This window comes from Enterobacter cloacae complex sp. HYC080_NIDB, from assembly GCF_056673325.1.
Map to the genome: position 1 here is coordinate 3103715 of NZ_CP114212.1, position 22804 is coordinate 3126518.

The window sequence follows — 22804 nt, forward strand, 5'->3', positions numbered from 1 at the left end:
TATTGTGGCACTTTCTCTTCGCTGCCGCAAAAAGAAAAGCCCGGCTTTACGACCGGGCTTCCAGATTACTGCGGGTTAGCAGGTTTACGCGGGCGGCGTCGACGCTGCCCTTCCCCTGCCGGTTTCCCTTCACCGCTGCGCCACGGACTTTCGCCGGCCGGTTTGCTGTCGTTGTTGCGACGCGGGGGTTTGCCGGATGATTTCGGCGCGCCGCCTTCAGCACGACGCGGCTGCTGACCGCGACCACCGCCGCCCTGACCACGACCGCCGCCCTGGCGACCGTTCTGAATCGGCTCCGCCTTGATGGACGGATCCACTTCGTAGCCCGGGGTTTCGATGCGTGGGATCTCTTTCTTCAGCAGACGTTCGATGTCGCGCAGCAGCTTGTGTTCATCGACGCAGACCAGTGACAGCGCTTCACCGGTTGCCGCCGCGCGGCCGGTACGACCGATACGGTGAACGTAATCTTCCGGGACGTTTGGCAGCTCGTAGTTTACTACGTGCGGCAGCTCTTCAATGTCCAGACCACGCGCGGCGATGTCGGTTGCCACCAGCACGCGGATGTCGCCAGATTTGAAGTCCGCCAGCGCACGGGTACGCGCACCCTGGCTCTTGTTACCGTGGATGGCGGCACTGCGGATACCGTCTTTATTGAGCTGTTCCGCCAGGTGGTTCGCACCGTGCTTGGTGCGGGTAAAGACCAGCACCTGCTGCCAGTTACCCTGGCCGATCATCTGGGAGAGCAGCTCCCGCTTACGCTTTTTATCGACAAAGTGAACGTGCTGCGTCACCTGCTCAGAGGCGGTGTTGCGACGCGCCACTTCCACTTCCAGCGGATTATGCAGCAGCTTTTCTGCCAGCGCCTTGATCTCGTCGGAGAAGGTGGCAGAGAACAGCAGGTTCTGACGACGCGCAGGCAGCTTGGCCAGCACGCGACGGATGTCGTGGATAAAGCCCATATCCAGCATGCGGTCAGCTTCATCCAGCACCAGAATTTCAATCTGATCGAGCTTCACCGCGTTCTGGTGTTCGAGATCCAGCAGACGGCCCGGCGTTGCCACCAGCACGTCCACGCCGCCGCGCAGCTTCATCATCTGCGGGTTAATGCTGACGCCACCGAAAACGACCAGCGAGCGAATGTTGAGATAGCGGCTGTAGTCACGCACGTTCTCACCAATCTGCGCCGCCAGCTCACGGGTTGGGGTCAGGATCAGCGCACGAACCGGACGACGGCCTTTGGCGTGCGGCTGGTTTTTTACCAGCAGCTCTAACAGCGGCAGCGTAAAGCCCGCGGTTTTACCGGTACCGGTCTGAGCGCTGGCCATCAGGTCACGCCCCTGAAGAACGGCGGGGATCGCCTGCTGCTGGATGGGGGTTGGCTCAACGTAGCCCTGCTCTGCGATGGCACGCAGAATTTCCGGGTTCAGGCCAAGGGAATCAAAAGACATAAAAACTCCGAACCGCCCCGACCATCACAGGTGTAGTTTTCAGGGAGATATAACGAAAAGGGGAAGGACAAAAACCACAATGTCGTGAAGGTGCGGAGTGTAGCAGCTTTTGTGACGTGGCGCATAAAATATCCCAGCACGAACGCTCGACGGTTCAGCAATTCGGGGCTATTTTTAATCAATCGATTGATTAATTTTTAATGCCGCCATGAATACGACCCCAACGACAACCAAAGGTGAACAGGCCAAAAGCCAGCTGATTGCTGCCGCGTTGGCGCAGTTTGGCGAGTATGGCCTGCACGCGACCACGCGAGATATCGCCGCCCAGGCCGGGCAAAACATTGCGGCGATCACCTACTATTTTGGCTCAAAAGAGGATTTGTACCTCGCCTGCGCCCAGTGGATTGCCGATTTTATCGGCACACATTTTCGTCCGCACGTTGAAGAAGCCAGCGAGCTGTTGAGCCAGCCGACGCCGGATCGTGACGCTATCCGGCGGCTTATCCTGAATGCCTGCCATAATATGATCCGCCTGCTGACCCACGACGATACGCTCAACCTGAGTAAGTTTATCTCCCGCGAGCAGCTCTCCCCTACAACTGCCTATCAGCTGGTACACGATCAGGTCATTGCTCCGATGCATACCCACCTGACCCACCTGATCGCCGCCTATACCGGGCGGGACGCCAGCGATACCGTGACCATTTTGCATACCCATGCCCTGCTGGGTGAAATCCTTGCCTTTCGTCTGGGGCGGGAAACCATCCTGTTACGCACCGGCTGGACACAATTCGATGAGGATAAAGCCGCGCAGATTAGCCAGGTCATCACCTGTCATCTCGATCTGATCCTGCAAGGCTTAACGCAAAGGAGCCTGAAGTCATGAAAAAACCTGTCGCCATCATTCTGGTGGTTGTTGTTTTGCTTGCCGCGGGCGTCGGTGGCTGGCTGTGGTATCAGAGCCATCAGGACCGGGGCCTGACGCTGTATGGTAATGTGGATATTCGTACCGTGAATATGAGCTTCCGCGTGGGTGGCCGTCTCGCCTCGCTGAGCGTTGACGAAGGTGATGCCATTAAACGCGGGCAAACGCTGGGCATGCTGGATAAAGCCCCCTACGAGAACGCCCTGATGCAGGCCAAAGCCGGCGTTTCCGTTGCCCAGGCGCAATATGACCTGATGCTGGCGGGTTATCGTGACGAAGAGATCGCCCAGGCCGCCGCTGCCGTTAAGCAGGCGAAAGCTGCCTACGACTACGCGCAGAATTTCTATAACCGTCAGCAGGGGCTGTGGAAAAGCCGCACCATTTCAGCCAACGATCTGGAGAATGCGCGTTCATCCCGCGACCAGGCGCAGGCGACGCTGAAATCCGCGCAGGATAAATTAAGCCAGTACACCACCGGTAACCGCCCGCAGGACATTGCCCAGGCCAAAGCCAGCCTTGAACAGGCGCAGGCGCAGCTGGCCCAGGCAGAGCTGGATCTGCATGATACAACCCTCATCGCCCCGTCTGACGGTACGCTGATGACCCGTGCCGTGGAGCCGGGCAGCATGCTCAGCGCGGGCAGCACCGTATTAACGCTCTCCCTGACCCGCCCGGTCTGGGTGCGCGCCTACATTGACGAGCCAAATCTCGGCCAGATGCAGCCGGGCCGCGAGCTGCTGCTCTATACCGATGGTCGTCCGGATAAGCCGTATCACGGCAAAGTCGGCTTTGTCTCCCCCACCGCCGAATTCACCCCGAAAACCGTTGAAACGCCGGACCTGCGTACCGACCTGGTGTACCGTCTGCGCATCATCGTCACCGATGCGGACGACGCGCTGCGTCAGGGCATGCCTGTTACCGTAAAAGTGAACAACGGGGAACGACATGAATGACGCGGTTATCCAGCTCAACAATTTGGTCAAACGCTTCGCAGGGATGGACAAACCGGCGGTCGCCCCGCTGAACTGCACCATTCAGAAAGGCTATGTGACCGGCCTGGTCGGCCCGGACGGCGCAGGCAAAACCACGCTGATGCGGATGCTGGCCGGTTTGCTAAAGCCGGATGAAGGCACAGCCAGCGTGCTTGGCCTTGACCCTATCAAAGACGACGGCGCGCTCCACGCCATGCTCGGCTATATGCCGCAGAAGTTTGGTCTGTATGAAGATCTGACGGTGATGGAAAACCTGAACCTGTATGCCGACCTGCGCAGCGTGACCGGCGAAACCCGGCAGAAAACCTTCGCCCGCCTGCTTGAGTTCACCTCCCTCGGCCCGTTCACCGACCGGCTGGCGGGCAAGCTCTCCGGCGGGATGAAGCAAAAGCTGGGGCTGGCCTGTACGCTCGTCGGCGAACCAAAGGTCCTGCTGCTGGACGAGCCCGGCGTCGGCGTGGACCCCATCTCCCGCCGTGAGCTGTGGCAGATGGTGCACGAGCTGGCAGGCGACGGGATGCTGATCCTCTGGAGCACCTCCTACCTCGACGAAGCGGAACAGTGCCGGGACGTGCTGCTGATGAACGAAGGCGAGCTGCTTTATCAGGGCGAGCCAACGACGTTGACGCAGAGCATGGCCGGACGCAGTTTCCTCCTCCACAGCCCGCAGGAGTCCAACCGCAGGCTGCTGCAGAGAGTGCTGAAACTGCCGCAGGTGAGCGACGGGATGATTCAGGGTCGGTCCGTGCGCGTAATCCTCAAAAAGGAGGCCACCGTCGAGGATATTCGCCGCGCGCCTGGCATGCCTGAAATTGAAATGGCAGAGACGGCGCCGCGCTTTGAAGATGCGTTTATCGACCTGCTGGGCGGCGCGGGGACATCGGAATCGCCTCTCGGCGCGATCCTCCACACGGTTGAAGGTACGCCGGGCGAGACGGTGATTGAAGCCAAATCCCTGACCAAAAAGTTCGGCGATTTCGCCGCCACCGATAACGTCAACTTTGCGGTAAAACGCGGCGAGATTTTTGGCCTGCTCGGGCCGAACGGCGCGGGGAAATCCACCACCTTTAAAATGATGTGTGGCCTGCTGGTGCCGACGTCCGGCAAGGCGCTGGTGCTGGATATGGATCTCAAAGTCAGCTCCGGCAAGGCGCGCCAGCATCTGGGCTATATGGCACAGAAATTCTCGTTGTATGGCAACCTGACCGTCGAGCAGAATCTGCGCTTTTTCTCCGGCGTGTACGGCCTGCGCGGGCGCGCGCAGAACGAGAAAATCCGCCGCATGAGCGATGCCTTCGGGTTAACGAATATTGCCTCCCACGCCACCGACGAACTGCCCCTCGGCTTTAAGCAACGCCTCGCGCTGGCCTGCTCGCTGATGCACGAGCCCGATATTCTTTTCCTCGATGAGCCGACCTCCGGGGTGGATCCCCTCACCCGCCGCGAGTTCTGGCTGCATATCAACAGCATGGTGGAGAAAGGGGTGACGGTGATGGTGACCACCCACTTTATGGATGAGGCGGAATACTGCGACCGCATCGGGCTGGTCTATCGCGGCAAGCTGATTGCCCACGGCACCCCGGACGACCTGAAAAACCAGGCCGCCGACGATGCCGTGCCAGACCCGACCATGGAGCAGGCGTTTATCACCCTCATCCACGACTGGGATAAGGAGAATGCCCATGCGCAGTAACGCCCTTTCCTGGCGCCGGGTGCGCGCGTTATGCATAAAAGAGACGCGGCAGATCGTGCGTGACCCGAGTAGCTGGCTGATTGCGGTGGTGATCCCCCTGCTGCTGCTGTTTATCTTTGGCTACGGCATCAACCTCGACTCCAGCAAGCTGCGGGTCGGCATTTTGCTGGAACAGCAGAGCGAAGAGGCGCTGGACTTCACCCACGCAATGACCGGCTCGCCGTACATTGACGCCACCATCAGCGATAGCCGGCAGGCGCTGATCCAGAAGATGCAGGCCGGGAAAATTCGCGGGCTGGTGGTCATCCCGGTGGATTTCGCCGCCAATATGGCGCGGGCGAATGCCGACGCGCCGATCCAGGTGATTACCGACGGCAGCGAGCCGAACACCGCCAACTTCGTGCAGGGCTACGTGGAGGGGATCTGGCAGCTATGGCAGATGCAGCGTGCCGAAGACCGGGGGGAGACGTTTGAACCGCTCATCGACGTGCAAACACGCTACTGGTTTAACCCTGCCGCCATCAGCCAGCACTTTATCATTCCGGGCGCGGTGACGATTATCATGACGGTGATTGGCGCGATCCTGACCTCGCTGGTGATCGCCCGCGAGTGGGAGCGTGGCACCATGGAGGCGCTACTGTCCACAGAAGTGACGCGCGTCGAGCTGCTGCTGTGCAAGCTCATCCCCTACTACTTCCTCGGGATGCTGGCGATGCTGCTCTGCATGCTTGTCGCCGTCTTTATCCTCGGCGTGCCGTACCGCGGCTCGCTGGTGGTGCTGTTCTTTATCACCAGCCTGTTTTTACTTAGCACGCTGGGGATGGGGCTGCTCATCTCCACCATCACCCGCAACCAGTTTAACGCCGCGCAGGTGGCGCTCAACGCCGCCTTTTTACCGTCGATCATGCTGTCCGGGTTTATTTTCCAGATAGACAGTATGCCAGCGGTGATCCGCGCCGTGACCTACATCATTCCGGCGCGTTATTTCGTGAGCACGCTGCAAAGCCTGTTCCTGGCGGGGAATATTCCGGTGGTGCTGATTATCAACACGCTGTTTTTAATGGCGTCAGCGGTGATGTTTATCGGATTGACGTGGTTGAAAACCAAACGGCGTCTGGATTAAGGAGCGAACATGTTTCACCGACTATGGACGTTAATACGAAAAGAGCTGCAATCCCTGCTGCGCGAGCCGCAAACCCGCGCCATTCTGGTTTTGCCGGTGCTGATCCAGGTTTTGCTGTTCCCCTTTGCCGCGACGCTTGAGGTGACCAACGCCACCATCGCCATTTACAACGAAGACAACGGTAAACATTCCGTCGAGCTGACGCAGCGCTTTGCCCGTGCAAAAGCGTTTACCCATATCCTGCTGCTGAAAAGCCCGCAGGAAATCCAGCCGACCATCGATACGCAAAAAGCCCTGCTGCTGGTGCGCTTCCCGGCAGATTTTTCCCGTAACCTGGATACCTTCCAGACCGCGCCGATGCAGCTTATCCTCGACGGGCGCAACTCTAACAGCGCCCAGATTGCGGCCAACTATCTGCAGCAGGTGGTGAAGAATTATCAGCAGGAGCTGATGGACGGCAAACCGAAGCCCAACAACAGCGAGCTGGTGGTGCGTAACTGGTACAACCCGAATCTGGACTACAAATGGTTTGTGGTGCCGTCGCTGATCGCCATGATCACCACCATCGGGGTGATGATCGTCACCTCCCTGTCCGTCGCCCGCGAGCGGGAGCAAGGTACGCTGGATCAGCTGCTGGTTTCCCCGCTCGCGACCTGGCAAATCTTTGTTGGCAAAGCGGTGCCGGCGCTGATTGTCGCGACATTTCAGGCCACTATCGTGCTGGGCGTGGGAATTTGGGCCTATCAAATCCCGTTTGCCGGTTCGCTGGCGCTGTTTTACTTCACGATGGTGATTTACGGGCTGTCGCTGGTGGGGTTTGGGCTGTTAATTTCGGCGCTGTGCTCGACGCAGCAGCAGGCGTTTATCGGCGTGTTTGTCTTTATGATGCCAGCGATTTTGCTCTCCGGGTACGTTTCCCCTGTCGAGAACATGCCGGTGTGGCTGCAGGACATCACATGGATAAACCCGATACGCCACTTCACGGACATTACCAAGCAGATCTATCTGAAGGATGCGAGTCTGGATATTGTCTGGGGGAGTTTGTGGCCGCTACTGGTCATAGCGGCCACGACGGGGTCAGTGGCGTACGCGATGTTTAGACGCAACATTGCGTAGCTTTTTCTCTTTGGTGAGCAATGAGACCACCGCAGGCCCTGCAAGGATTGCGAGACCCGCCAGGGCCAGCAGCAGGTTGTTTTGCAGCACGCGTGACAGCAGCCAAAGCACAATCATCGCGGCACCAAAGTACCAGGTGGTGGTGAGCTCTTCGAGCACATCACCCACCTCGCGCCAGCGCGCTTCATGGTGGCGCTGTAAGAACAACATCGACAGCACGGTGACGCCATAGAGGACGCATAGCCCCAGGCCAACACGCACCAGCGTGCCGCTCATCCAGCCCATCACCAGTACGGCCACGACCAGTAAATGCAACATTATCTGCCAGCAACTTAACCCCGTTGCGACACGAACACGTTGTTGCCACTTCATGGCTTATCTCCTGAAGGATTTTTATCTGCTTAATCAGACTACCGCACTTTACGGAAAATTCCGTAACGCCGCATCTTTTTGTGACGCCGACTACACTTTATTTTCATTGGGATAGTCACTCAGGAAGGGGCTTATGACTCAAAAAATGCAGCATTTCTCGCTTAAAGTGCTGACGATAAACATTCATAAAGGCTTCACAGCATTTAATCGCCGCTTCATTTTACCGGAGCTGCGCGACGCGGTTCGCACCGTCAGCGCGGACATTGTCTGCCTGCAGGAGGTGATGGGCGCGCACGAGGTGCATCCCATGCATTTCGAGAACTGGCCCGATACGCCGCACTATGAATTTCTGGCCGACACGATGTGGAGTGATTACGCCTACGGGCGCAACGCGGTCTATCCGGAAGGCCATCACGGGAACGCGGTGCTGTCACGTTTTCCTATCGAACATTATGAGAACCGGGACGTTTCCGTGGGTGAGAGCGAAAAGCGCGGGCTGCTATACTGCCGCATCGCGCCACCGGCACTCACGGTGCCCATTCATGTCGGTTGCGTGCATCTTGGCCTGCGCGAAGCCCACCGTCAGGCGCAGCTACAGATGCTGGCTGACTGGACCAATGCGCTTCCCGACGGTGAACCCGTGGTCGTGGCCGGTGATTTTAACGACTGGCGGCAGCGCGCGAACCATCCTCTGAAGGTCAATGCAGGGCTGGAGGAGATTTTTACCCGGGCCCATGGTCGCCCGGCACGGACGTTCCCGGTGCGCTTTCCCCTGCTGCGCCTGGACCGTATCTACGTGAAAAATGCCCATGCCAGCAGCCCGACGGCGCTGGCCTTACTTAACTGGCGACATCTGTCCGACCATGCCCCGCTCAGCGCGGAGATCCACTTATGAAATGTTCCTGGCAGGAAGGCAACCGGATCTCGCTGCTGGTCAACGGCGACGAGTATTACCCGGCCGTCTTTAAGGCGATTGATAACGCTAAGCAGAGAGTGATCCTCGAAACCTTTATCTGGTTCGAGGACGACGTGGGCAAACAGTTACACAGCGTACTGCTGCGTGCCGCCCGGCGCGGCGTCAAAATTGAAGCGCTGCTGGACGGCTATGGCTCACCGGACCTCAGCGACGGGTTCGTGAATGAACTGACCGCTGCGGGCGTGGTGTTCCGCTACTACGATCCCGGCCCGCGCCTGTTTGGCATGCGTACCAACCTTTTCCGGCGGATGCACCGCAAAATTGTGGTGGTGGATGAGGCGGTGGCGTTTGTCGGCGGCATTAACTACTCAGCTGAACATATGTCCGACTACGGCCCGGAAGCAAAACAGGATTACGCCATTCGCATTGAGGGCCCGGTAGTACAGGACATCGTATTATTCGAACTGGAGAACCTGCCGGGGAAAGAGGCCGTTCGCCGCTGGTGGAAACGCCGCCATCGCCCGGAGGAGAACCGCAAGCCCGGCGAAGCGCAGGCCCTTTTCGTCTGGCGCGATAACGGCGAGCACCGGGACGATATTGAACGCCATTACCTGAAGATGCTCGCCAACGCGAAGCGCGAAGTGATCATTGCTAACGCCTACTTTTTCCCGGGCTATCGCCTGCTGCATGCCATGCGTAATGCGGCCCGGCGCGGCGTACGGGTGAAGCTGATTGTGCAGGGCGAGCCGGATATGCCGATAGTCAAAGTTGGCGCGCGGCTGCTGTATAACTATCTGGTCAAAGGCGGCGTTCAGATCTACGAATATCGCCGTCGGCCGCTACATGGCAAAGTCGCGCTGATGGACGATCACTGGGCCACCGTCGGCTCCAGCAACCTGGATCCGCTGAGCTTATCGCTAAATCTCGAAGCTAACCTGATCATCCACGATCGCCAGTTTAATCAGACCCTGCGGGATAATTTGCAGGCCCTAATTGTTAACGACTGCGTGCGCGTGGATGAGTCTATGGTGCCGAAACGCACCTGGTGGAACCTGGGCATCAGCGTAGTGGTGTTCCACTTCCTTCGCCATTTCCCGGCGATGGTCGGCTGGCTGCCAGCGCATACGCCGAAGCTGGCGCAGGTGGACCCGCCGGTACAACCCGAAATGGAAACCCAGGACCGCGTTGAAGCGGAAGATGGAGGCAAACCCTGATGTCGAAATCACATCCGCGCTGGCGGCTGGCGAAAAAAATTCTCACCTGGGTGTTCTTTATTGCGGTCGCCGTGCTGCTGGTGGTTTACGCCCAAAAAGTTGACTGGGAGGAGGTGTGGAAAGTTATCCGCAACTACAACCGGATGGTGCTGCTGGGCGCGACAGGGCTGGTGATCGTGAGCTACCTGATGTACGGCTGCTACGACCTGCTGGGCCGGGCATACTGCGGCCACAAGCTGGCTAAACGCCAGGTGATGCTGGTGTCGTTTATTTGCTACGCCTTCAACCTGACGCTGAGTACCTGGGTCGGGGGGATTGGCATGCGCTATCGCCTCTACTCGCGTCTCGGGCTGCCGGGCGGGACTATAACCCGCATTTTTTCCCTGAGCATCACCACTAACTGGCTGGGCTATATTCTGCTCGGCGGGGTGATTTTCACCATCGGCGTGGTCCAGCTGCCCGCGCACTGGTACATCGATGAAGCCACGCTGCGTATTCTCGGCATCGTGCTGCTGCTGATTATCGCTTTTTATCTGTGGGCCTGCGCGTTTGCTAAACGCCGTCATATGACCCTCAGAGGGCAGAAACTGGTATTGCCGTCGTGGAAGTTTGCCATGCTGCAGATGGCGGTATCCAGCGCTAACTGGATGGCGATGGGAGCAATTATCTGGCTGTTGATTGGCGAGGACGTGAATTACTTCTTCGTGTTGGGCGTGCTGCTGGTGAGCAGTATCGCCGGGGTTATTGTGCATATCCCGGCGGGGATTGGGGTGCTGGAGGCGGTGTTCATTGCGCTTCTGGCCGGAGAGCATGTTTCTCAGGGAGCGATTATTGCCGCCCTGCTCGCCTACCGCATGCTCTATTACTTCCTGCCGCTGGCGCTGGCCACGGTCTGTTATCTGGTGCTGGAGAGTCGGGCGAAGAAACTACGGGCGAAGAATGAGAGGATGTTAGCGAAGTGAATAAGTCGGGTGGCGGCTTCGCCTTACCCGACCTACGGTTCGCGTTTCGTAGGCCGGGTAAGGCGAAGCCGCCACCCGGCAAAACAACCTTAACGACGGTTGCCGAAAATACGCAGCAACATCAGGAACAGGTTGATGAAGTCCAGATAGAGCGTCAGCGCGCCCAGAATCGAGTATTTGCGCAGGTTTGAACTGTCGCGCACGTCGATCTGCTCGCCGATGTTTTTCAGCTTCTGGGTGTCATACGCCGTCAGCCCAACGAAGACCACCACACCGATGTAGGTCACGGCCCACATCAGCGCTTCACTCTTCAGCCACAGGTTCACCAGCGACGCCAGCACAATCCCGATCAGCCCCATAAACAGCATGCTGCCGAAACCGCTCAGGTCACGTTTGGTGGTGTAGCCGTAAAGGCTCATCGCGCCGAACATCCCGCCGGTCACCACAAACGTGCTGGCAATGGAGGAATAGGTGTAGACGATGAAAATACTGGAAAGCGTCAGCCCCGTTAGCGCCGAATAGAGCATAAACAGCGTGGTCGCCATCCCCGCACTGAGCTTTTGCACCAGCCCGGAGAGGACAAACACCAGCGCCAGCTGCGCGATAATCAGCCCAAAGAAGGTGATTTTGCTGGAGAAGATAAACATCATCAGTTCAGGCGTGTTCGCCGCATACCACGCGATAAACGCGGTAAGCAGCAGGCCAACTGTCATCCAGCCGTACACCTGAGCCATATACGTCTGCAGGCCGCTACGGGTCTGCTGTACTATTGAATCGGAACGCGGAAATCGGTCCATGATTCACTCCTGATTAAGATTAAGTAGACACACACGTTAAGATTAACACATCCACGTCAACCGACTACCAACGGCTGGCGGCTTGTTTATCACTATCGCGGGATTCCACCCAGCGCTCCCCTTCCGGCGTCGCTTCCCGCTTCCAGAACGGCGCTTTAGTTTTGAGGTAATCCATCATGAACTCCCCTGCCGCAAACGCGCTACCGCGGTGCGCGCTGGTCACGCCCACGAAAACAATCTCTTCGCCTGGCCACATCTCGCCGATGCGGTGGATCACCGTGACGCGCCCGAGCGGCCAGCGGCCACGCGCTTCTTCCACAATGGCCACCAGCGATTTCTCCGTCATGCCCGGGTAGTGCTCCAGCGTCAGCGCCTTCACGCTGTCACCGAGGTTGTGATTGCGTACCTTGCCGGTGAACGTCACGACCGCGCCGTCTTCGTCACGCTCGGCCAGCCAGTCATATTCTGTCCCCACGTTAAAACGCGCCGGGCTCACCAGAATTCGGGTCTCAGCCATCTTAACCCCCTGTGACCGGCGGAAAGAAGGCCACTTCATCCCCTGCGGTTAGTGGATGGCTGAACTCAACCAGCGTCTGGTTCACGGCGGCCAGCAGCTTACTTTCGTCCAGCGCCAGCGCCCAGCGTTCGCCCTGTGCGGCCAGATGCGCACGCAGGGCGGCGACGTTTTCAAAAGAGCCCTCCAGCGTCAGGCTGTCGGTATTCACCAGCTCGCGCACCTGGGCAAAAAAGAGCACCTTAATCATGGCTGTCCACCTTAAAATCACCGGATTTGCCGCCGCTTTTTGCCAGCAGGCGAACCGGGCCAATCACCATATCTTTCTGCACCGCTTTACACATGTCGTAGATGGTCAGCGCGGCAACGGAGGCTGCCGTCAGGGCTTCCATCTCAACGCCGGTCTTCCCGGTTAAGCGGCACAGGGACTCAATGCGCACCCGATTATGCTCCGGCTGCGCCTGCAGGTTCACTTCCACCTTGCTAAGCATCAGCGGATGGCAAAGGGGAATGAGGTCCCAGGTGCGCTTGGCGGCCTGAATACCGGCGATGCGGGCGGTGGCAAAGACGTCACCCTTGTGGTGGCTGCCGTCGATAATCATCGCCAGCGTTGCCGGCTGCATGGTAACGAACGCTTCCGCGCGCGCCTCGCGCACCGTTTCCGCTTTGGCGGAGACATCCACCATATGCGCTTCGCCGGCGGCGTTAATGTGGGTCAGTTGTGACATAGCTTATTTCTTTAAATGGGGATGAAAATTACATGGACGGGTACGGGCATCCAGCTGCGGGGCGATGATGTTTTCCCATGCGGTACGGCAGGCTTTGGTCGAGCCCGGCATGGCGAAAATCAGGGTGTTGTTGGCCACCCCGGCGACGGCGCGCGACTGCAGCGTGGAGGTACCAATCTCCTCAAAGGAGAGCATGCGGAATACTTCGCCGAAGCCTTCCACTTCGCGGTCAAACAGCGGGATCAGCGCTTCAGGCGCCTGATCGCCTGCGGTAAAACCGGTGCCGCCGGTGATCAATACCACCTGCACTTCATCGCTGGCAATCCACTGCGAAACCTGCGCGCGAATGGCGTAGCGGTTCTCTTTCACAATCGCTTTATCGACGATGTGATGCCCCGCATCATGGGCCGCCTCGCGCAGCCAGTGGCCGGACGTATCATCCTCTTCGCCACGGCGGTCGGAAACGGTAAGAATAGCAATGCGTGTCGGGATAAATTCTGCGCTTACCTGACTCATCTTCTGATTCCTTCTTAAGCCTGATCACCCGCCAATATAAGACAGGTTCTGAGTAATGCCGGTGTTGCCCTGATGCAAGAAGTGGGTCTGTTTTTTGTGCGTCAGCGCTTCAGAAATGCGCGCTTCAAGCACGGCCTGTTGAGCATCGTCTTCCAGCAGATCGCGCAGATCTACGCCGCCGTCGCCGAACAGGCAGAGATGGAGCTTGCCCACGGAGGAGACGCGCAGACGGTTACAGCTGGCGCAGAAGTCTTTCTCATAGGGCATGATAAGGCCAATCTCACCCTCGTAATCCGGGTGGCAGAAGACCTGCGCCGGGCCGTCGCTGCGCTGGCGGATCTGGTGGATCCAGCCGCGTTTGAGCAGCTCGTCGCGCAACACCATGCCGGAAATGTGATGGCGGCGGAACAGGTCACTGCCCTCACCGGTTTCCATCAGCTCGATAAAACGCAGCTGGATGGGACGGGATTTGATCCACGCCAGGAAGGTATCGAGCTGATGATGGTTCACATCACGCATCAGCACCGTATTGACTTTGACTTTCTCGAACCCGGCCGCGAATGCCGCGTCGATGCCGTCCATCACCTGGCGGAACTTGTCCTGGCCGGTAATGGCGTGAAACTGGCGGGCATCGAGGCTGTCCACGCTGACGTTGATGGCGGTTAAGCCCGCGTCGCGCCAGGTCGCCACATCACGCGCCATCCGGTAACCGTTGGTGGTCACCGCAATCTGGCGGATATGTTCGTTTTCACGCACGGCGGCAATGATGTCGGGGAAATCACGGCGCAGAGAAGGTTCGCCTCCGGTCAGCCTGACCTTTTCGGTGCCAAGCCCGGAGAACGCGCGCGTAACGCGGCGCACCTCATCCACGGAGAGAAAGCCGTTATTGGTGACGCTGCCCGGTTTGTAACCGTCGGGCAGGCAGTAGGTGCAACGGAAGTTGCACACATCGGTAATCGACAGACGTAAGTAATAAAACTTACGCGCGAAAGCATCAGTCAGTTGTGAAGCCATGTACACCTTTCCAGATACGGGAGGCACAGTCATTTCTTTCTGTACCCTGGTGGCAGATCCGCCACGGCCAGAGCGCCATATCTTTCGACACAGGCACAAAGGCTAGAGTGTATGTTTTCAAATTCGAAAACGTGGTTATGGCGATAGTAGCGCGGAAATTCTCACTTCGCCATCATCGCCTTTCGCTATATAATTATGTATATAACGACCCAATCGTGCATTTTCGCTACAGAATACCTAAAAACCCTCTTTTCGCATTGATATACGTCATTTTGCTTCGTATGAGGCATCGTCTTTTAGGGGTAGTTCAGGTAGTGTTACGCAGATCAAACGTGATAAGGAATTGGTATGCGCAATCGCACTTTTGCGGATCTTGACCGAGTGGTCGCTCTTGGCGGAGGCCACGGTCTGGGCCGGGTGATGTCCTCTTTGTCGTCACTGGGCTCAAGGCTGACAGGGATAGTGACAACCACCGATAATGGCGGCTCAACCGGGCGGATCAGACGTGCCGAAGGCGGCATCGCCTGGGGGGATATGCGCAACTGTCTCAACCAGCTGATTACCGAACCGAGCGTCGCATCAGCGATGTTTGAGTACCGTTTTGGCGGCAACGGGGAACTTTCCGGGCATAACCTTGGAAATTTAATGCTTAAGGCGCTGGATCACCTGAGCGTGCGTCCGCTTGAAGCCATCAATTTGATACGAAATCTGCTGAAGGTGGATGCGTTCCTGATCCCGATGTCAGAACAGCCGGTGGATTTAATGGCCATTGATGCTGACGATCACGAAGTGTACGGCGAAGTGAATATCGACCAGCTTCTGCTGCCGCCAAAAGAGCTGATGACCTACCCGAGCGTACCGGCGACGCGTGAAGCCGTCGAAGCGATTGGCGAAGCGGATTTAATCCTGATTGGCCCGGGCAGTTTTTATACCAGCCTGATGCCGATCCTGCTGGTCAAAGAGCTGGCGCAGGCGCTGCGTCGCACCCCTGCTCCGATGGTTTACATCGGTAATCTGGGGCGTGAACTGAGCCCGGCGGCGGCAAGCCTGTCGCTGGCAGATAAACTGAGCCTGATGGAGCAGTACGTCGGCAAGAAAATCATCGACGGCGTGGTGGTTGGGCCGAAGGTGGATGTCTCCGGTATCGGCGAGCGGGTGGTGATTCAGGAGCCGCTGGAGGCCAGCGATATTAAATACCGCCACGACCGCCATCTGCTGCGCGAAGCGCTGGAGAAGGCGATTCAGGCGCTGGGTTAGGTTCGTTTTATGCGGCCTGTTGCCCTCACCCCGGCCCTCTCCCACAGGGAGAGGGAGAAAACACATCACCGACTCACGATGCCGCAATAAACAAATCCCGCAGCTGATGAAGCTGATCGCGGATCTGTGCCGCCTCTTCGAACTCCAGGTTCTGGGCGTGCTGCATCATCTGCGCCTCCAGCTCGTGGATCTTCTGCTGCAGCGCTTTCGGCGTCAGTACGACGGTATCTTCTTCCACCACGGAACGCGCTTTGCCGCGGCCTTTCGCTTTGGTCTTCGCAATGTTCTGACCGAGCGCCAGAATATCCACCACTTTCTTGTTCAGCCCCTGCGGAGTAATGCCGTGCTCTTCGTTATAGCGCTGCTGTTTCTCACGGCGGCGTTCGGTTTCGCCAATCGCTTTCGCCATTGACGGGGTAATTTTATCGCCGTAGAGAATCGCTTTGCCATTGACGTTACGCGCGGCGCGGCCAATGGTCTGGATCAGCGAGCGCTCGGAACGCAGGAAGCCCTCTTTATCCGCGTCCAGAATCGCCACCAGCGAGACTTCCGGCATATCCAGCCCCTCTCGCAACAGGTTGATCCCTACCAGCACGTCAAACTCACCCAGACGCAAATCGCGGATGATCTCCATACGCTCTACGGTATCGATATCCGAGTGCAGATAACGCACCTTCTCACCGTGCTCTTCCAGATACTCGGTCAGGTCTTCCGCCATACGCTTAGTGAGCGTGGTCACCAGCACACGCTCGTTGATGGCGGCACGCTTGCGGATCTCAGAAAGCAGATCGTCCACCTGGGTCGCCACCGGACGCACTTCGATAATCGGATCCAGCAGCCCGGTCGGACGAACCACCTGATCAATCACCTCATCGCCCGATTTCTCCAGCTCGTAGTTGCCCGGCGTGGCCGACACATAAATAGTTTGTGGCGCCAGCGCCTCAAACTCTTCAAACTTCATCGGACGGTTATCCAGTGCCGACGGCAGACGGAACCCGTACTCCACCAGCGTCTCTTTACGCGCGCGGTCACCGCGGTACATCCCGCCAATCTGCGGAATGGTGACGTGGGATTCGTCTATCACCAGCAAGCCGTCGGCCGGAAGGTAGTCAAACAGCGTCGGCGGCGGCTCACCCGGCCCACGACCGGAGAGGAAACGGGAGTAGTTTTCAATGCCGGAGCAGTAGCCGAGCTCGTTCATCATCTCCAGATCGAACTGGGTTCGCTGGCTCAGGCGCTGCTCTTCCAGCAGCTTATTGTTCGCCAGAAGCACCTTACGGCGTTCAGCCAGCTCCACTTTGATCTCTTCCATCGCCTGCACGATACGCTCGCGCGGCGTCACGTAGTGCGTTTTAGGGTAGATGGTAAAACGCTGGATCACCGACTCAACGTGACCGGTTAGCGGGTCAAACAACGATAAACGTTCAACCTCTTCATCAAACAGCTCAACGCGCAGCGCCATATCGTCCGATTCCGCCGGGAAGATGTCGATCACCTCCCCGCGCACGCGGAACGTTCCGCGCTGAAATGCCTGGTCGTTACGGGTGTACTGCAACTCCGCCAGACGGCGCAAAATCGCACGCTGATCGATGATCATCCCCTGCGTCAGGTGGAGCATCATCTTCAGATAGAGGTCCGGGTCGCCCAGGCCGTAAATCGCCGAAACCGACGCCACCACAACCACATCGCGACGCTCCAGCAGCGCCTTGGTCGCCGACAGTCGCATCTGCTCGATGTGTTCGTTCACTGAGGCATCTTTCTCAATGAAGGTGTCAGAGCTCGGCACATAGGCTTCCGGCTGGTAGTAATCGTAGTAGGAGACGAAATACTCAACGGCGTTCTCCGGGAAGAACTCTTTCATCTCGCCGTAAAGCTGTGCCGCGAGGGTTTTGTTGGGGGCAAGCACCATCGTAGGGCGCTGCAGATCCGCGATCACGTTGGCGATGGTGAACGTTTTACCGGAACCGGTTACCCCCAGCAGCGTCTGGTGCGCAAGCCCATCTTCCAGCCCCTCTTCCAGACGACGGATCGCCTCAGGCTGATCGCCAGATGGACGGAAAGCAGAATTCAGTTTGAACGGTTTACTCATGGGCGACGACCTGATGACGTTATAAGCGGCAGGTGAGTAATTTTACTCGTTGTTGCCAGGAATGCCAGTAAAAAACACTGGATGAAAAACCAGTAGCATGTCAGGATATTTAGCATAGCGGCTTAAGGATTAGCGCGTTAATGGATAAAATTTCGACTCTGACGAGATAAAAAACCAGTCAACGTGGGTTATCCCCAGAACTTTTTCTTTTTTAACATTTGTCAAGCCAGGTTATGAGAGTTTTATGGCAGCGCGTGACACTTTCATTACGGTAATTGCTTTTATCTAAGCAATTAAATTTTAAACGATATTTTCTAAAGCCGCGTTTCGCGTCAATTTGGGCGAAAGCCGCGTCTTCTCTCGCTTATCGCGTGTTTTCTAACTCTAATGCACATGGTTATCCACAGGAATAGTGGATAACTGCTTCCAGCCCGTGCAGAGTGCCGCTCGGCAAATTCCCGGATTTTCCCACGAGACGGCAACAAAAAATTTTTATCGCTATTTTTTGTCGATAAACAGTTGCGTCATTCATAACCACCTGATGGGATCTTGCTCACATTTCCGCCATTTTCCCCTGCACCACGACTCAACACCGCCAGCACCGTCGATGTGCAATTCCGGGTTTCCTTACCCCACTTAGTGGTGGAACATTCTTAAAAAAGCCGCTTTTTTAATCACTTCACGGTTTCTGGCAGGGGTTTTGCACAATCAAAAACCGAGCGTCACCGACACATTTTTAAGGAGAGAAAGATGTTGAGTCTGCGTGCAGTGAATCAGTTTTACGGAAGCCAACATACGCTATGGAACGTGGATTTAGATTTTCCGCAAGGGATGTGTACCGGCGTTGTTGGCCTGCCAGGGATGGGAAAAACCACCCTAATGAATTGCATCACCGGGAAAGTACCCGTGGATAGCGGCACCATCATCTGGCATGAAGCGGGTGCGCCGCCGCGTGATTTACTCAGCCAGACGGCCGAACAACGTTCCGGACCGGGGATTGGCTATGTCCCGCAGGACAGGCGGATTTTTTCTCAGCTGACGATTGAGGAAAATTTGCACATTGCCATGCGGGCGATGGATAAATCCGACCCGGCAGCGAAAAGTGAAGTGTACAAGCTCTTTCCCGAACTTTACGCGCTGCGTCAGACGCGAGGCAACGCCCTTTCGCCAGAGGCGCAGTATCAGCTTGCTCTGGCAAATGCGCTGGTCAATCGCCCGCGTATGTTGATTCTTGATGAACCTATGCACGGTGCCGGCCAGGGCTTTGCCCATAAGCTTGCACAACTGCTGGTACGGCTAAACCGGGAGCTTGGGATGACGGTGCTGCTAGCAGAACAGCAGCTGTCGTTTATCCGCCGGGTAGCGGATCGGTTTTGCATGCTCTATCGCGGACGTAACGTGGCACAGGGCCACGTTAACGAACTCAACGATGAGCTTATTGCCCACTGGATGTCGCTGGAAGCAAGACGCTGAGGTCAAGATACTGACCGGTTTCGGCCTGTTCGGCATCGTCTGCAAGCCAGGGGATCTCCCCCAGGAATGGTGCGGGGAGCACCCGTTTGAGGGTCGTCAGATACTCATGGTGTCGCTTGCCCGGCGTGACCACGTCGTTGGCTATCCAGCCCGCGAGACGCAGCCCTGCCTGCTGAACGGCCTGCGCCGTCAACATGGCGTGGTTAATACACCCGAGCTTGACGCCGACAACGAGTATGACCGGCAGTTGCTCGGCCTGCACCCAGTCAGCAAACGTCTGGTTCTGAGAGAGCGGCGTAAACCACCCGCCTGCACCTTCCACCAGCACCCAGTCGGCCTGGCTTTCCAGGGTTCGTAACCCGGCAGAGAGCACGGCAAAATCAATCGGACGGCCTTCATCGGCGCTGATAATGTGCGGCGAGGTCGGCTCGGCAAAGGTATACGGGTTCACCGCTGAATAGGCGAGTTCGAGCGTGCTGTTACGCTGAAGCGCCAGCGCGTCGGTGTTACGTAACCCCTCCGCCGTCATCTCGCTGCCGGAAGCCACAGGCTTATACCCGGCGGTGTTTTTCCCAAGCTTTCGCGCCGCCTGCAAAAGGGCAGCGCTGGCAACCGTCTTGCCCACTTCCGTATCCGTCCCGGTGACAAAATAACGTTCAGTCACGTTCAATAATCCCATGAAAAAGTTGATAAGAGAGCGGGAACTGGCCCCGCTGCTGCGGCCAGGCCAGCTCAAGGCGCTGCAGCTGGCCCCGGGTCAGCGGTTTTTTCTCGCGCCCGGCATGCAGATGCGTGGCGCCAATGCCCTTCAGCGAGCGCATCGCGCTTAAAGCATCGGTAAAATCGAGAGTGATGGTCTGCACCGTACTGCGATAGCGCCAGCCTGCCAGGGCCTGCATAACCTGCTCATATGACAAAAAGCGGTTGGCGTGCGGCTGTTCATCCACCGCCTGCCATGCCTGATTGAGCTCAGGTAACGAGCTTTCCAGTAGCGTGGTAAACGCCACCTTGCCGCCCGGGCAGGCGACGCGATAAAGCTCGCTCAACGCCTGCGGCAGGCTGCTGCACCACTGCACCGCCAGATGGCTCCAGACCAGATCGAATTGCGCGTCCGCCAGCGGAATCGCCTCGATGTCCGCCACCAGATAACGATGCGCAGCCTGCTGCTGGCGCGCCTCATCCAGCATAGCGGGAGACAGGTCGATGGCCGTCACGTGACTTCCCGCCTCGCGCCAGAGTCGGCTATTCCCGCCGGGGCCGCACCCGGCGTCAAGCACCTGGGTAAAGCGCCTCTCGCCGAGCAACGTCATCAGCCCCTGTGCGCTCTGGCGCTGCAGTTCATCGTGCTGTGAATAGCTGCGCGCGGCCCGGCCGAACGCCGCCGCAATGGCCTGCTTATTGACTGGCAACATGCAGCGCCTCCAGCAGTGCCGCAATATCCTCGGTCTCGTGCGCCGCCGTCAGCGTGAGCCGCAGACGCGCCGTGCCCGGCGGTACGGTGGGTGGACGAATAGCCGTGACCCACATCTCCCGATCGCGCAGCGTTTGTGCCAGGGAGAGCGCCTGCGCGTTTTCCCCTACGATCACCGGCTGGATGGCACTTTGTGAATCAGTACTGCGGAAAGGAAGCGCCGCCAGTCCCTGACGGAAGCGGCAGATATGCTCTGCCAGCCGCTGGCGACGTTCCTCCCCTTCTGCGCTACGAATGACGGCCAGGGACGCAGACAACGCCACGGCCTGCGCCGGTGGCATGCTGGTGCTGTAGATCAGGTGCCGGGCAAACTGCAGCAGATAGTCTGCAACGGACTCGCTGCACAGTACGGCGGCGCCACTCACGCCAAAACCTTTGCCGAAAGTGACTATCAGCAGCTCCGGCCTGACGCCTTGCTGGTGAACACTTCCCCGCCCTTCATCACCCGTCACGCCGATACCGTGGGCATCGTCGACCAGCAGCCAGGCATGTTGCTGTCTGGCAGCCTCGTGCAGTACGGCAAGCGGTGCGCTGTCGCCGTCCATGCTGAATACCCCTTCTGTGACCACCAGCTGTTGCCCCTCGCACGGTTTATCCAGCAGCGCAGCGAGTTGCCCCGCATCGTTATGGGCAAAGCGGCGCAGCTGAGCCGGACTCAAACTTGCCGCTTCCAGCAGCGAGGCATGGCTTAAGCGGTCGGCGACAATGCGGTCGTCCTTCCCCATCAGGGCGGTAATCACCGCCTGATTGGCGGCAAAACCCGAAATAAACAACAGCGCGCGCGGGTAGCCCAGCCAGTCGGCAAGCGCCTCCTCCAGCGCCTGATGTGCCGGGGTGTAGCCGCTAACGTGCCCCGATCCACCGCTGCCCACGCCAAACCGCTCTGCCCCCTGCTGCCAGGCGCGAACGATAGCCGGATGCTGGCTAAGACCGAGATAATCGTTACTGGAGAAGTTACGGTAACGCCGACTGTCGCGGGTCAGAAAACGGCCTGCGCCGTTTTCGACCACCTTGCGTACGCGAAACGCATCAGTCGCCCGACGCTCGTCGAGCGCCGACTGGATACGTGCCTGCCAGGTCATACTGCTGCCGCGTTGTAGAACTGGTCGGTGTCGGCATTGAAAATCTGCTGCTCCAGCTGCTGCTGTTGCTCGTTATCGCCCGTCAGCACCTCGGTCTGATGCGGGTTCAGCCCCAGCTTGCGGAACAGCTGAACATCTTTGTCTTCCTCCGGGTTCGGCGTGGTCAGCAGCTTGCAGCCGTAGAAGATGGAGTTGGCCCCGGCCATAAAGCACATTGCCTGGGTCTGCTCGTTCATCTGCTCACGGCCCGCAGAAAGGCGTACATAAGAGGTCGGCATCATGATGCGCGCCACCGCGATAGTGCGAATAAAATCAAACGCGTCCACGTCCTCGTTATCCGCCAGCGGCGTGCCTTTGACCTTCACCAGCATGTTAATCGGGACGCTTTCCGGCGGCGTTGGCAGGTTCGCCAGCTGCAGCAGCAGACCCGCACGATCTTTCACCGTTTCACCTAAGCCCACAATACCGCCGGAACAGACTTTGATCCCCGCGTCACGCACTTTGTCCAGCGTATCCAGACGCTCCTGATAGGTGCGCGTGGTGATGATGTTGCCGTAAAACTCCGGCGAGGTATCGAGGTTATGGTTGTAGTAATCCAGTCCTGCCGCCGAGAGGCGCTGCGCCTGTTCTTCGTTCAGCGTTCCGAGCGTCATACAGGCTTCGAGGCCCATCTCCTTCACCCCTTTCACCATCTGCTCCAGATACGGCATATCGCGATCGTGCGGGTTCTTCCACGCCGCCCCCATGCAGAAGCGGGTCGAGCCGGCGTTTTTCGCCTTACGCGCGGAATCGAGCACCTGCTCTACTTCCATCAGGCGTTCGGATTCAAGACCGGTTTTATAGCGTGCGCTCTGTGGGCAATATTTGCAGTCTTCAGGACAGGCGCCGGTCTTGATCGACAGCAGCGTGCTGACCTGAACATGGCGCGGATCGAAGTGCTGACGATGCACCTGTTGGGCTTCAAACATCAGCTCAAGGAAAGGTTTATTGAATAATTCAGTAACTTGCGACATCGTCCAGCGTGCGTGGTGAGCCATCGGGCTTCTCCAAAGGGTTTTGTTAATTTTCGGTTCGGTTTATACTCGTAAACCTAAAACTTTTC

Annotated in this window: 23 protein-coding genes and 1 riboswitch; of the genes, 10 read left to right on the forward strand and 13 right to left on the reverse strand. The window is 57.9% G+C overall.

Annotated elements, in window-relative coordinates:
* Positions 1 to 65: 65 nt before the first annotated feature.
* Positions 66 to 1448 carry an ATP-dependent RNA helicase RhlE gene (gene rhlE / locus O1723_RS14755; RefSeq protein ID WP_023332460.1) on the reverse strand — a complete coding sequence of 461 codons (1383 nt, stop codon included), beginning with the start codon at positions 1446 to 1448 and terminating at the stop codon, positions 66 to 68.
* 208 nt (positions 1449 to 1656) lie between these two features.
* On the opposite strand from rhlE, the gene cecR reads away from it, so the two are divergent.
* The 5 genes from cecR to O1723_RS14780 are packed head-to-tail and all read left to right on the forward strand — an operon-like array spanning position 1657 to position 7297.
* Positions 1657 to 2334 carry a transcriptional regulator CecR gene (cecR, locus tag O1723_RS14760; RefSeq protein ID WP_014883093.1) on the forward strand — a complete coding sequence of 226 codons (678 nt, stop codon included), beginning with the start codon at positions 1657 to 1659 and terminating at the stop codon, positions 2332 to 2334.
* Entirely contained in the window at positions 2331 to 3326 is a 996-nt protein-coding gene (hlyD, locus tag O1723_RS14765; RefSeq protein WP_023332458.1) for a secretion protein HlyD, read from the forward strand. Before cecR ends, hlyD begins: the two co-directional genes overlap by 4 nt.
* Positions 3319 to 5058, forward strand: a complete 1740-nt coding sequence (locus O1723_RS14770) for an ATP-binding cassette domain-containing protein (protein ID WP_023336950.1) — start codon at positions 3319 to 3321, stop codon at positions 5056 to 5058. Before hlyD ends, O1723_RS14770 begins: the two co-directional genes overlap by 8 nt.
* Positions 5048 to 6181 (forward strand): ABC transporter permease, encoded by a 1134-nt coding sequence (locus O1723_RS14775; protein ID WP_014883090.1) that lies wholly within the window; start codon positions 5048 to 5050, stop codon positions 6179 to 6181. The genes O1723_RS14770 and O1723_RS14775 overlap by 11 nt, the downstream gene beginning before the upstream one ends.
* Positions 6182 to 6190: 9 nt before the next feature.
* The gene (locus O1723_RS14780) at positions 6191 to 7297 is read left to right on the forward strand and encodes an ABC transporter permease (RefSeq protein WP_023332455.1); all 1107 of its coding nucleotides are present in this window, start codon (positions 6191 to 6193) and stop codon (positions 7295 to 7297) included.
* Here O1723_RS14780 and O1723_RS14785 read toward each other — a convergent pair.
* Positions 7259 to 7669, reverse strand: coding sequence for a YbhQ family protein (locus O1723_RS14785; protein ID WP_014883088.1), 411 nt, complete (start codon positions 7667 to 7669; stop codon positions 7259 to 7261). The two genes, O1723_RS14780 and O1723_RS14785, sit on opposite strands and share 39 nt — an antisense overlap.
* Positions 7670 to 7802: 133 nt before the next feature.
* On the opposite strand from O1723_RS14785, the gene O1723_RS14790 reads away from it, so the two are divergent.
* The 3 genes from O1723_RS14790 to O1723_RS14800 are packed head-to-tail and all read left to right on the forward strand — an operon-like array spanning position 7803 to position 10761.
* On the forward strand, positions 7803 to 8564 hold the full coding sequence (locus O1723_RS14790; RefSeq protein WP_023332454.1) for an endonuclease/exonuclease/phosphatase family protein: 762 nt from the start codon (positions 7803 to 7805) through the stop codon (positions 8562 to 8564).
* Positions 8561 to 9799: a cardiolipin synthase ClsB gene (gene clsB / locus O1723_RS14795; protein ID WP_023332453.1), complete on the forward strand. Its 1239-nt coding sequence runs from the start codon at positions 8561 to 8563 to the stop codon at positions 9797 to 9799. Before O1723_RS14790 ends, clsB begins: the two co-directional genes overlap by 4 nt.
* Complete coding sequence (locus O1723_RS14800; RefSeq protein ID WP_014883085.1) at positions 9799 to 10761, forward strand: lysylphosphatidylglycerol synthase transmembrane domain-containing protein; 963 nt, start codon at positions 9799 to 9801, stop codon at positions 10759 to 10761. Before clsB ends, O1723_RS14800 begins: the two co-directional genes overlap by 1 nt.
* Before the next feature lie 89 nt (positions 10762 to 10850).
* Here O1723_RS14800 and O1723_RS14805 read toward each other — a convergent pair whose 3' ends face one another.
* The 6 genes from O1723_RS14805 to moaA all read right to left on the reverse strand — a co-directional run bounded on the left by O1723_RS14805 (position 10851) and on the right by moaA (position 14330).
* Positions 10851 to 11558: a Bax inhibitor-1/YccA family protein gene (locus O1723_RS14805; RefSeq protein ID WP_014883084.1), complete on the reverse strand. Its 708-nt coding sequence runs from the start codon at positions 11556 to 11558 to the stop codon at positions 10851 to 10853.
* Positions 11559 to 11622: 64 nt separating this feature from the next.
* Positions 11623 to 12075, reverse strand: coding sequence for a molybdopterin synthase catalytic subunit MoaE (moaE, locus tag O1723_RS14810; protein WP_023336949.1), 453 nt, complete (start codon positions 12073 to 12075; stop codon positions 11623 to 11625).
* 1 nt (position 12076) lies between these two features.
* Positions 12077 to 12322 (reverse strand): molybdopterin synthase sulfur carrier subunit, encoded by a 246-nt coding sequence (moaD, locus tag O1723_RS14815; RefSeq protein ID WP_014883082.1) that lies wholly within the window; start codon positions 12320 to 12322, stop codon positions 12077 to 12079.
* Entirely contained in the window at positions 12315 to 12800 is a 486-nt protein-coding gene (moaC, locus tag O1723_RS14820; RefSeq protein WP_023336948.1) for a cyclic pyranopterin monophosphate synthase MoaC, read from the reverse strand. The genes moaD and moaC overlap by 8 nt, the downstream gene beginning before the upstream one ends.
* Before the next feature lie 3 nt (positions 12801 to 12803).
* Positions 12804 to 13316: a molybdenum cofactor biosynthesis protein B gene (gene moaB / locus O1723_RS14825; protein WP_023292963.1), complete on the reverse strand. Its 513-nt coding sequence runs from the start codon at positions 13314 to 13316 to the stop codon at positions 12804 to 12806.
* 24 nt (positions 13317 to 13340) lie between these two features.
* The gene (gene moaA, locus O1723_RS14830; protein WP_023336947.1) at positions 13341 to 14330 is read right to left on the reverse strand and encodes a GTP 3',8-cyclase MoaA; all 990 of its coding nucleotides are present in this window, start codon (positions 14328 to 14330) and stop codon (positions 13341 to 13343) included.
* Positions 14318 to 14452: riboswitch (molybdenum cofactor riboswitch) on the reverse strand. (Overlaps the previous gene by 13 nt.)
* Positions 14453 to 14678: 226 nt before the next feature.
* Here moaA and yvcK point away from each other — a divergent pair.
* Positions 14679 to 15587 carry a uridine diphosphate-N-acetylglucosamine-binding protein YvcK gene (gene yvcK, locus O1723_RS14835; protein ID WP_014883078.1) on the forward strand — a complete coding sequence of 303 codons (909 nt, stop codon included), beginning with the start codon at positions 14679 to 14681 and terminating at the stop codon, positions 15585 to 15587.
* A gap of 73 nt (positions 15588 to 15660) precedes the next feature.
* Here yvcK and uvrB read toward each other — a convergent pair whose 3' ends face one another.
* A complete protein-coding gene (gene uvrB, locus O1723_RS14840) occupies positions 15661 to 17676 on the reverse strand; it encodes an excinuclease ABC subunit UvrB (protein ID WP_014883077.1) in 2016 nt (671 codons plus the stop codon).
* Between the two features lie 750 nt (positions 17677 to 18426).
* Between uvrB and O1723_RS14845 the strand changes: the two genes are divergently transcribed.
* The gene (locus O1723_RS14845; protein ID WP_014883076.1) at positions 18427 to 19149 is read left to right on the forward strand and encodes an ABC transporter ATP-binding protein; all 723 of its coding nucleotides are present in this window, start codon (positions 18427 to 18429) and stop codon (positions 19147 to 19149) included.
* Here the strand turns inward: O1723_RS14845 and bioD are convergent.
* From bioD to bioB, 4 genes are read right to left on the reverse strand one after another with little or no spacing between them, the layout of a single operon-like run.
* On the reverse strand, positions 19112 to 19813 hold the full coding sequence (bioD, locus tag O1723_RS14850) for a dethiobiotin synthase (protein ID WP_032645221.1): 702 nt from the start codon (positions 19811 to 19813) through the stop codon (positions 19112 to 19114). The genes O1723_RS14845 and bioD overlap by 38 nt on opposite strands.
* The gene (gene bioC / locus O1723_RS14855; protein ID WP_014883074.1) at positions 19806 to 20561 is read right to left on the reverse strand and encodes a malonyl-ACP O-methyltransferase BioC; all 756 of its coding nucleotides are present in this window, start codon (positions 20559 to 20561) and stop codon (positions 19806 to 19808) included. The genes bioD and bioC overlap by 8 nt, the downstream gene beginning before the upstream one ends.
* A complete protein-coding gene (gene bioF, locus O1723_RS14860; RefSeq protein ID WP_014883073.1) occupies positions 20545 to 21702 on the reverse strand; it encodes an 8-amino-7-oxononanoate synthase in 1158 nt (385 codons plus the stop codon). Before bioF ends, bioC begins: the two co-directional genes overlap by 17 nt.
* Positions 21699 to 22739: a biotin synthase BioB gene (gene bioB / locus O1723_RS14865; protein WP_008501133.1), complete on the reverse strand. Its 1041-nt coding sequence runs from the start codon at positions 22737 to 22739 to the stop codon at positions 21699 to 21701. Before bioB ends, bioF begins: the two co-directional genes overlap by 4 nt.
* Positions 22740 to 22804: the final 65 nt, after the last annotated feature.

Coding starts and splice junctions, on each gene's coding strand:
- O1723_RS14775 (WP_014883090.1), top strand. CDS start 5,048: ATGCGCAGTAACGCCCTTTCCTGGCGCCGGGTGCGCGCGTTATGCATA.
- moaE (WP_023336949.1), bottom strand. CDS start 12,075: ATGGCTGAGACCCGAATTCTGGTGAGCCCGGCGCGTTTTAACGTGGGG.
- bioF (WP_014883073.1), bottom strand. CDS start 21,702: ATGACCTGGCAGGCACGTATCCAGTCGGCGCTCGACGAGCGTCGGGCG.
- uvrB (WP_014883077.1), bottom strand. CDS start 17,676: ATGAGTAAACCGTTCAAACTGAATTCTGCTTTCCGTCCATCTGGCGAT.
- O1723_RS14845 (WP_014883076.1), top strand. CDS start 18,427: ATGTTGAGTCTGCGTGCAGTGAATCAGTTTTACGGAAGCCAACATACG.
- moaC (WP_023336948.1), bottom strand. CDS start 12,800: ATGTCACAACTGACCCACATTAACGCCGCCGGCGAAGCGCATATGGTG.
- hlyD (WP_023332458.1), top strand. CDS start 2,331: ATGAAAAAACCTGTCGCCATCATTCTGGTGGTTGTTGTTTTGCTTGCC.
- O1723_RS14780 (WP_023332455.1), top strand. CDS start 6,191: ATGTTTCACCGACTATGGACGTTAATACGAAAAGAGCTGCAATCCCTG.
- O1723_RS14785 (WP_014883088.1), bottom strand. CDS start 7,669: ATGAAGTGGCAACAACGTGTTCGTGTCGCAACGGGGTTAAGTTGCTGG.
- rhlE (WP_023332460.1), bottom strand. CDS start 1,448: ATGTCTTTTGATTCCCTTGGCCTGAACCCGGAAATTCTGCGTGCCATC.
- moaA (WP_023336947.1), bottom strand. CDS start 14,330: ATGGCTTCACAACTGACTGATGCTTTCGCGCGTAAGTTTTATTACTTA.
- O1723_RS14770 (WP_023336950.1), top strand. CDS start 3,319: ATGAATGACGCGGTTATCCAGCTCAACAATTTGGTCAAACGCTTCGCA.
- bioB (WP_008501133.1), bottom strand. CDS start 22,739: ATGGCTCACCACGCACGCTGGACGATGTCGCAAGTTACTGAATTATTC.
- cecR (WP_014883093.1), top strand. CDS start 1,657: ATGAATACGACCCCAACGACAACCAAAGGTGAACAGGCCAAAAGCCAG.
- yvcK (WP_014883078.1), top strand. CDS start 14,679: ATGCGCAATCGCACTTTTGCGGATCTTGACCGAGTGGTCGCTCTTGGC.
- bioC (WP_014883074.1), bottom strand. CDS start 20,561: ATGTTGCCAGTCAATAAGCAGGCCATTGCGGCGGCGTTCGGCCGGGCC.
- O1723_RS14800 (WP_014883085.1), top strand. CDS start 9,799: ATGTCGAAATCACATCCGCGCTGGCGGCTGGCGAAAAAAATTCTCACC.
- O1723_RS14790 (WP_023332454.1), top strand. CDS start 7,803: ATGACTCAAAAAATGCAGCATTTCTCGCTTAAAGTGCTGACGATAAAC.
- O1723_RS14805 (WP_014883084.1), bottom strand. CDS start 11,558: ATGGACCGATTTCCGCGTTCCGATTCAATAGTACAGCAGACCCGTAGC.
- clsB (WP_023332453.1), top strand. CDS start 8,561: ATGAAATGTTCCTGGCAGGAAGGCAACCGGATCTCGCTGCTGGTCAAC.
- moaD (WP_014883082.1), bottom strand. CDS start 12,322: ATGATTAAGGTGCTCTTTTTTGCCCAGGTGCGCGAGCTGGTGAATACC.
- moaB (WP_023292963.1), bottom strand. CDS start 13,316: ATGAGTCAGGTAAGCGCAGAATTTATCCCGACACGCATTGCTATTCTT.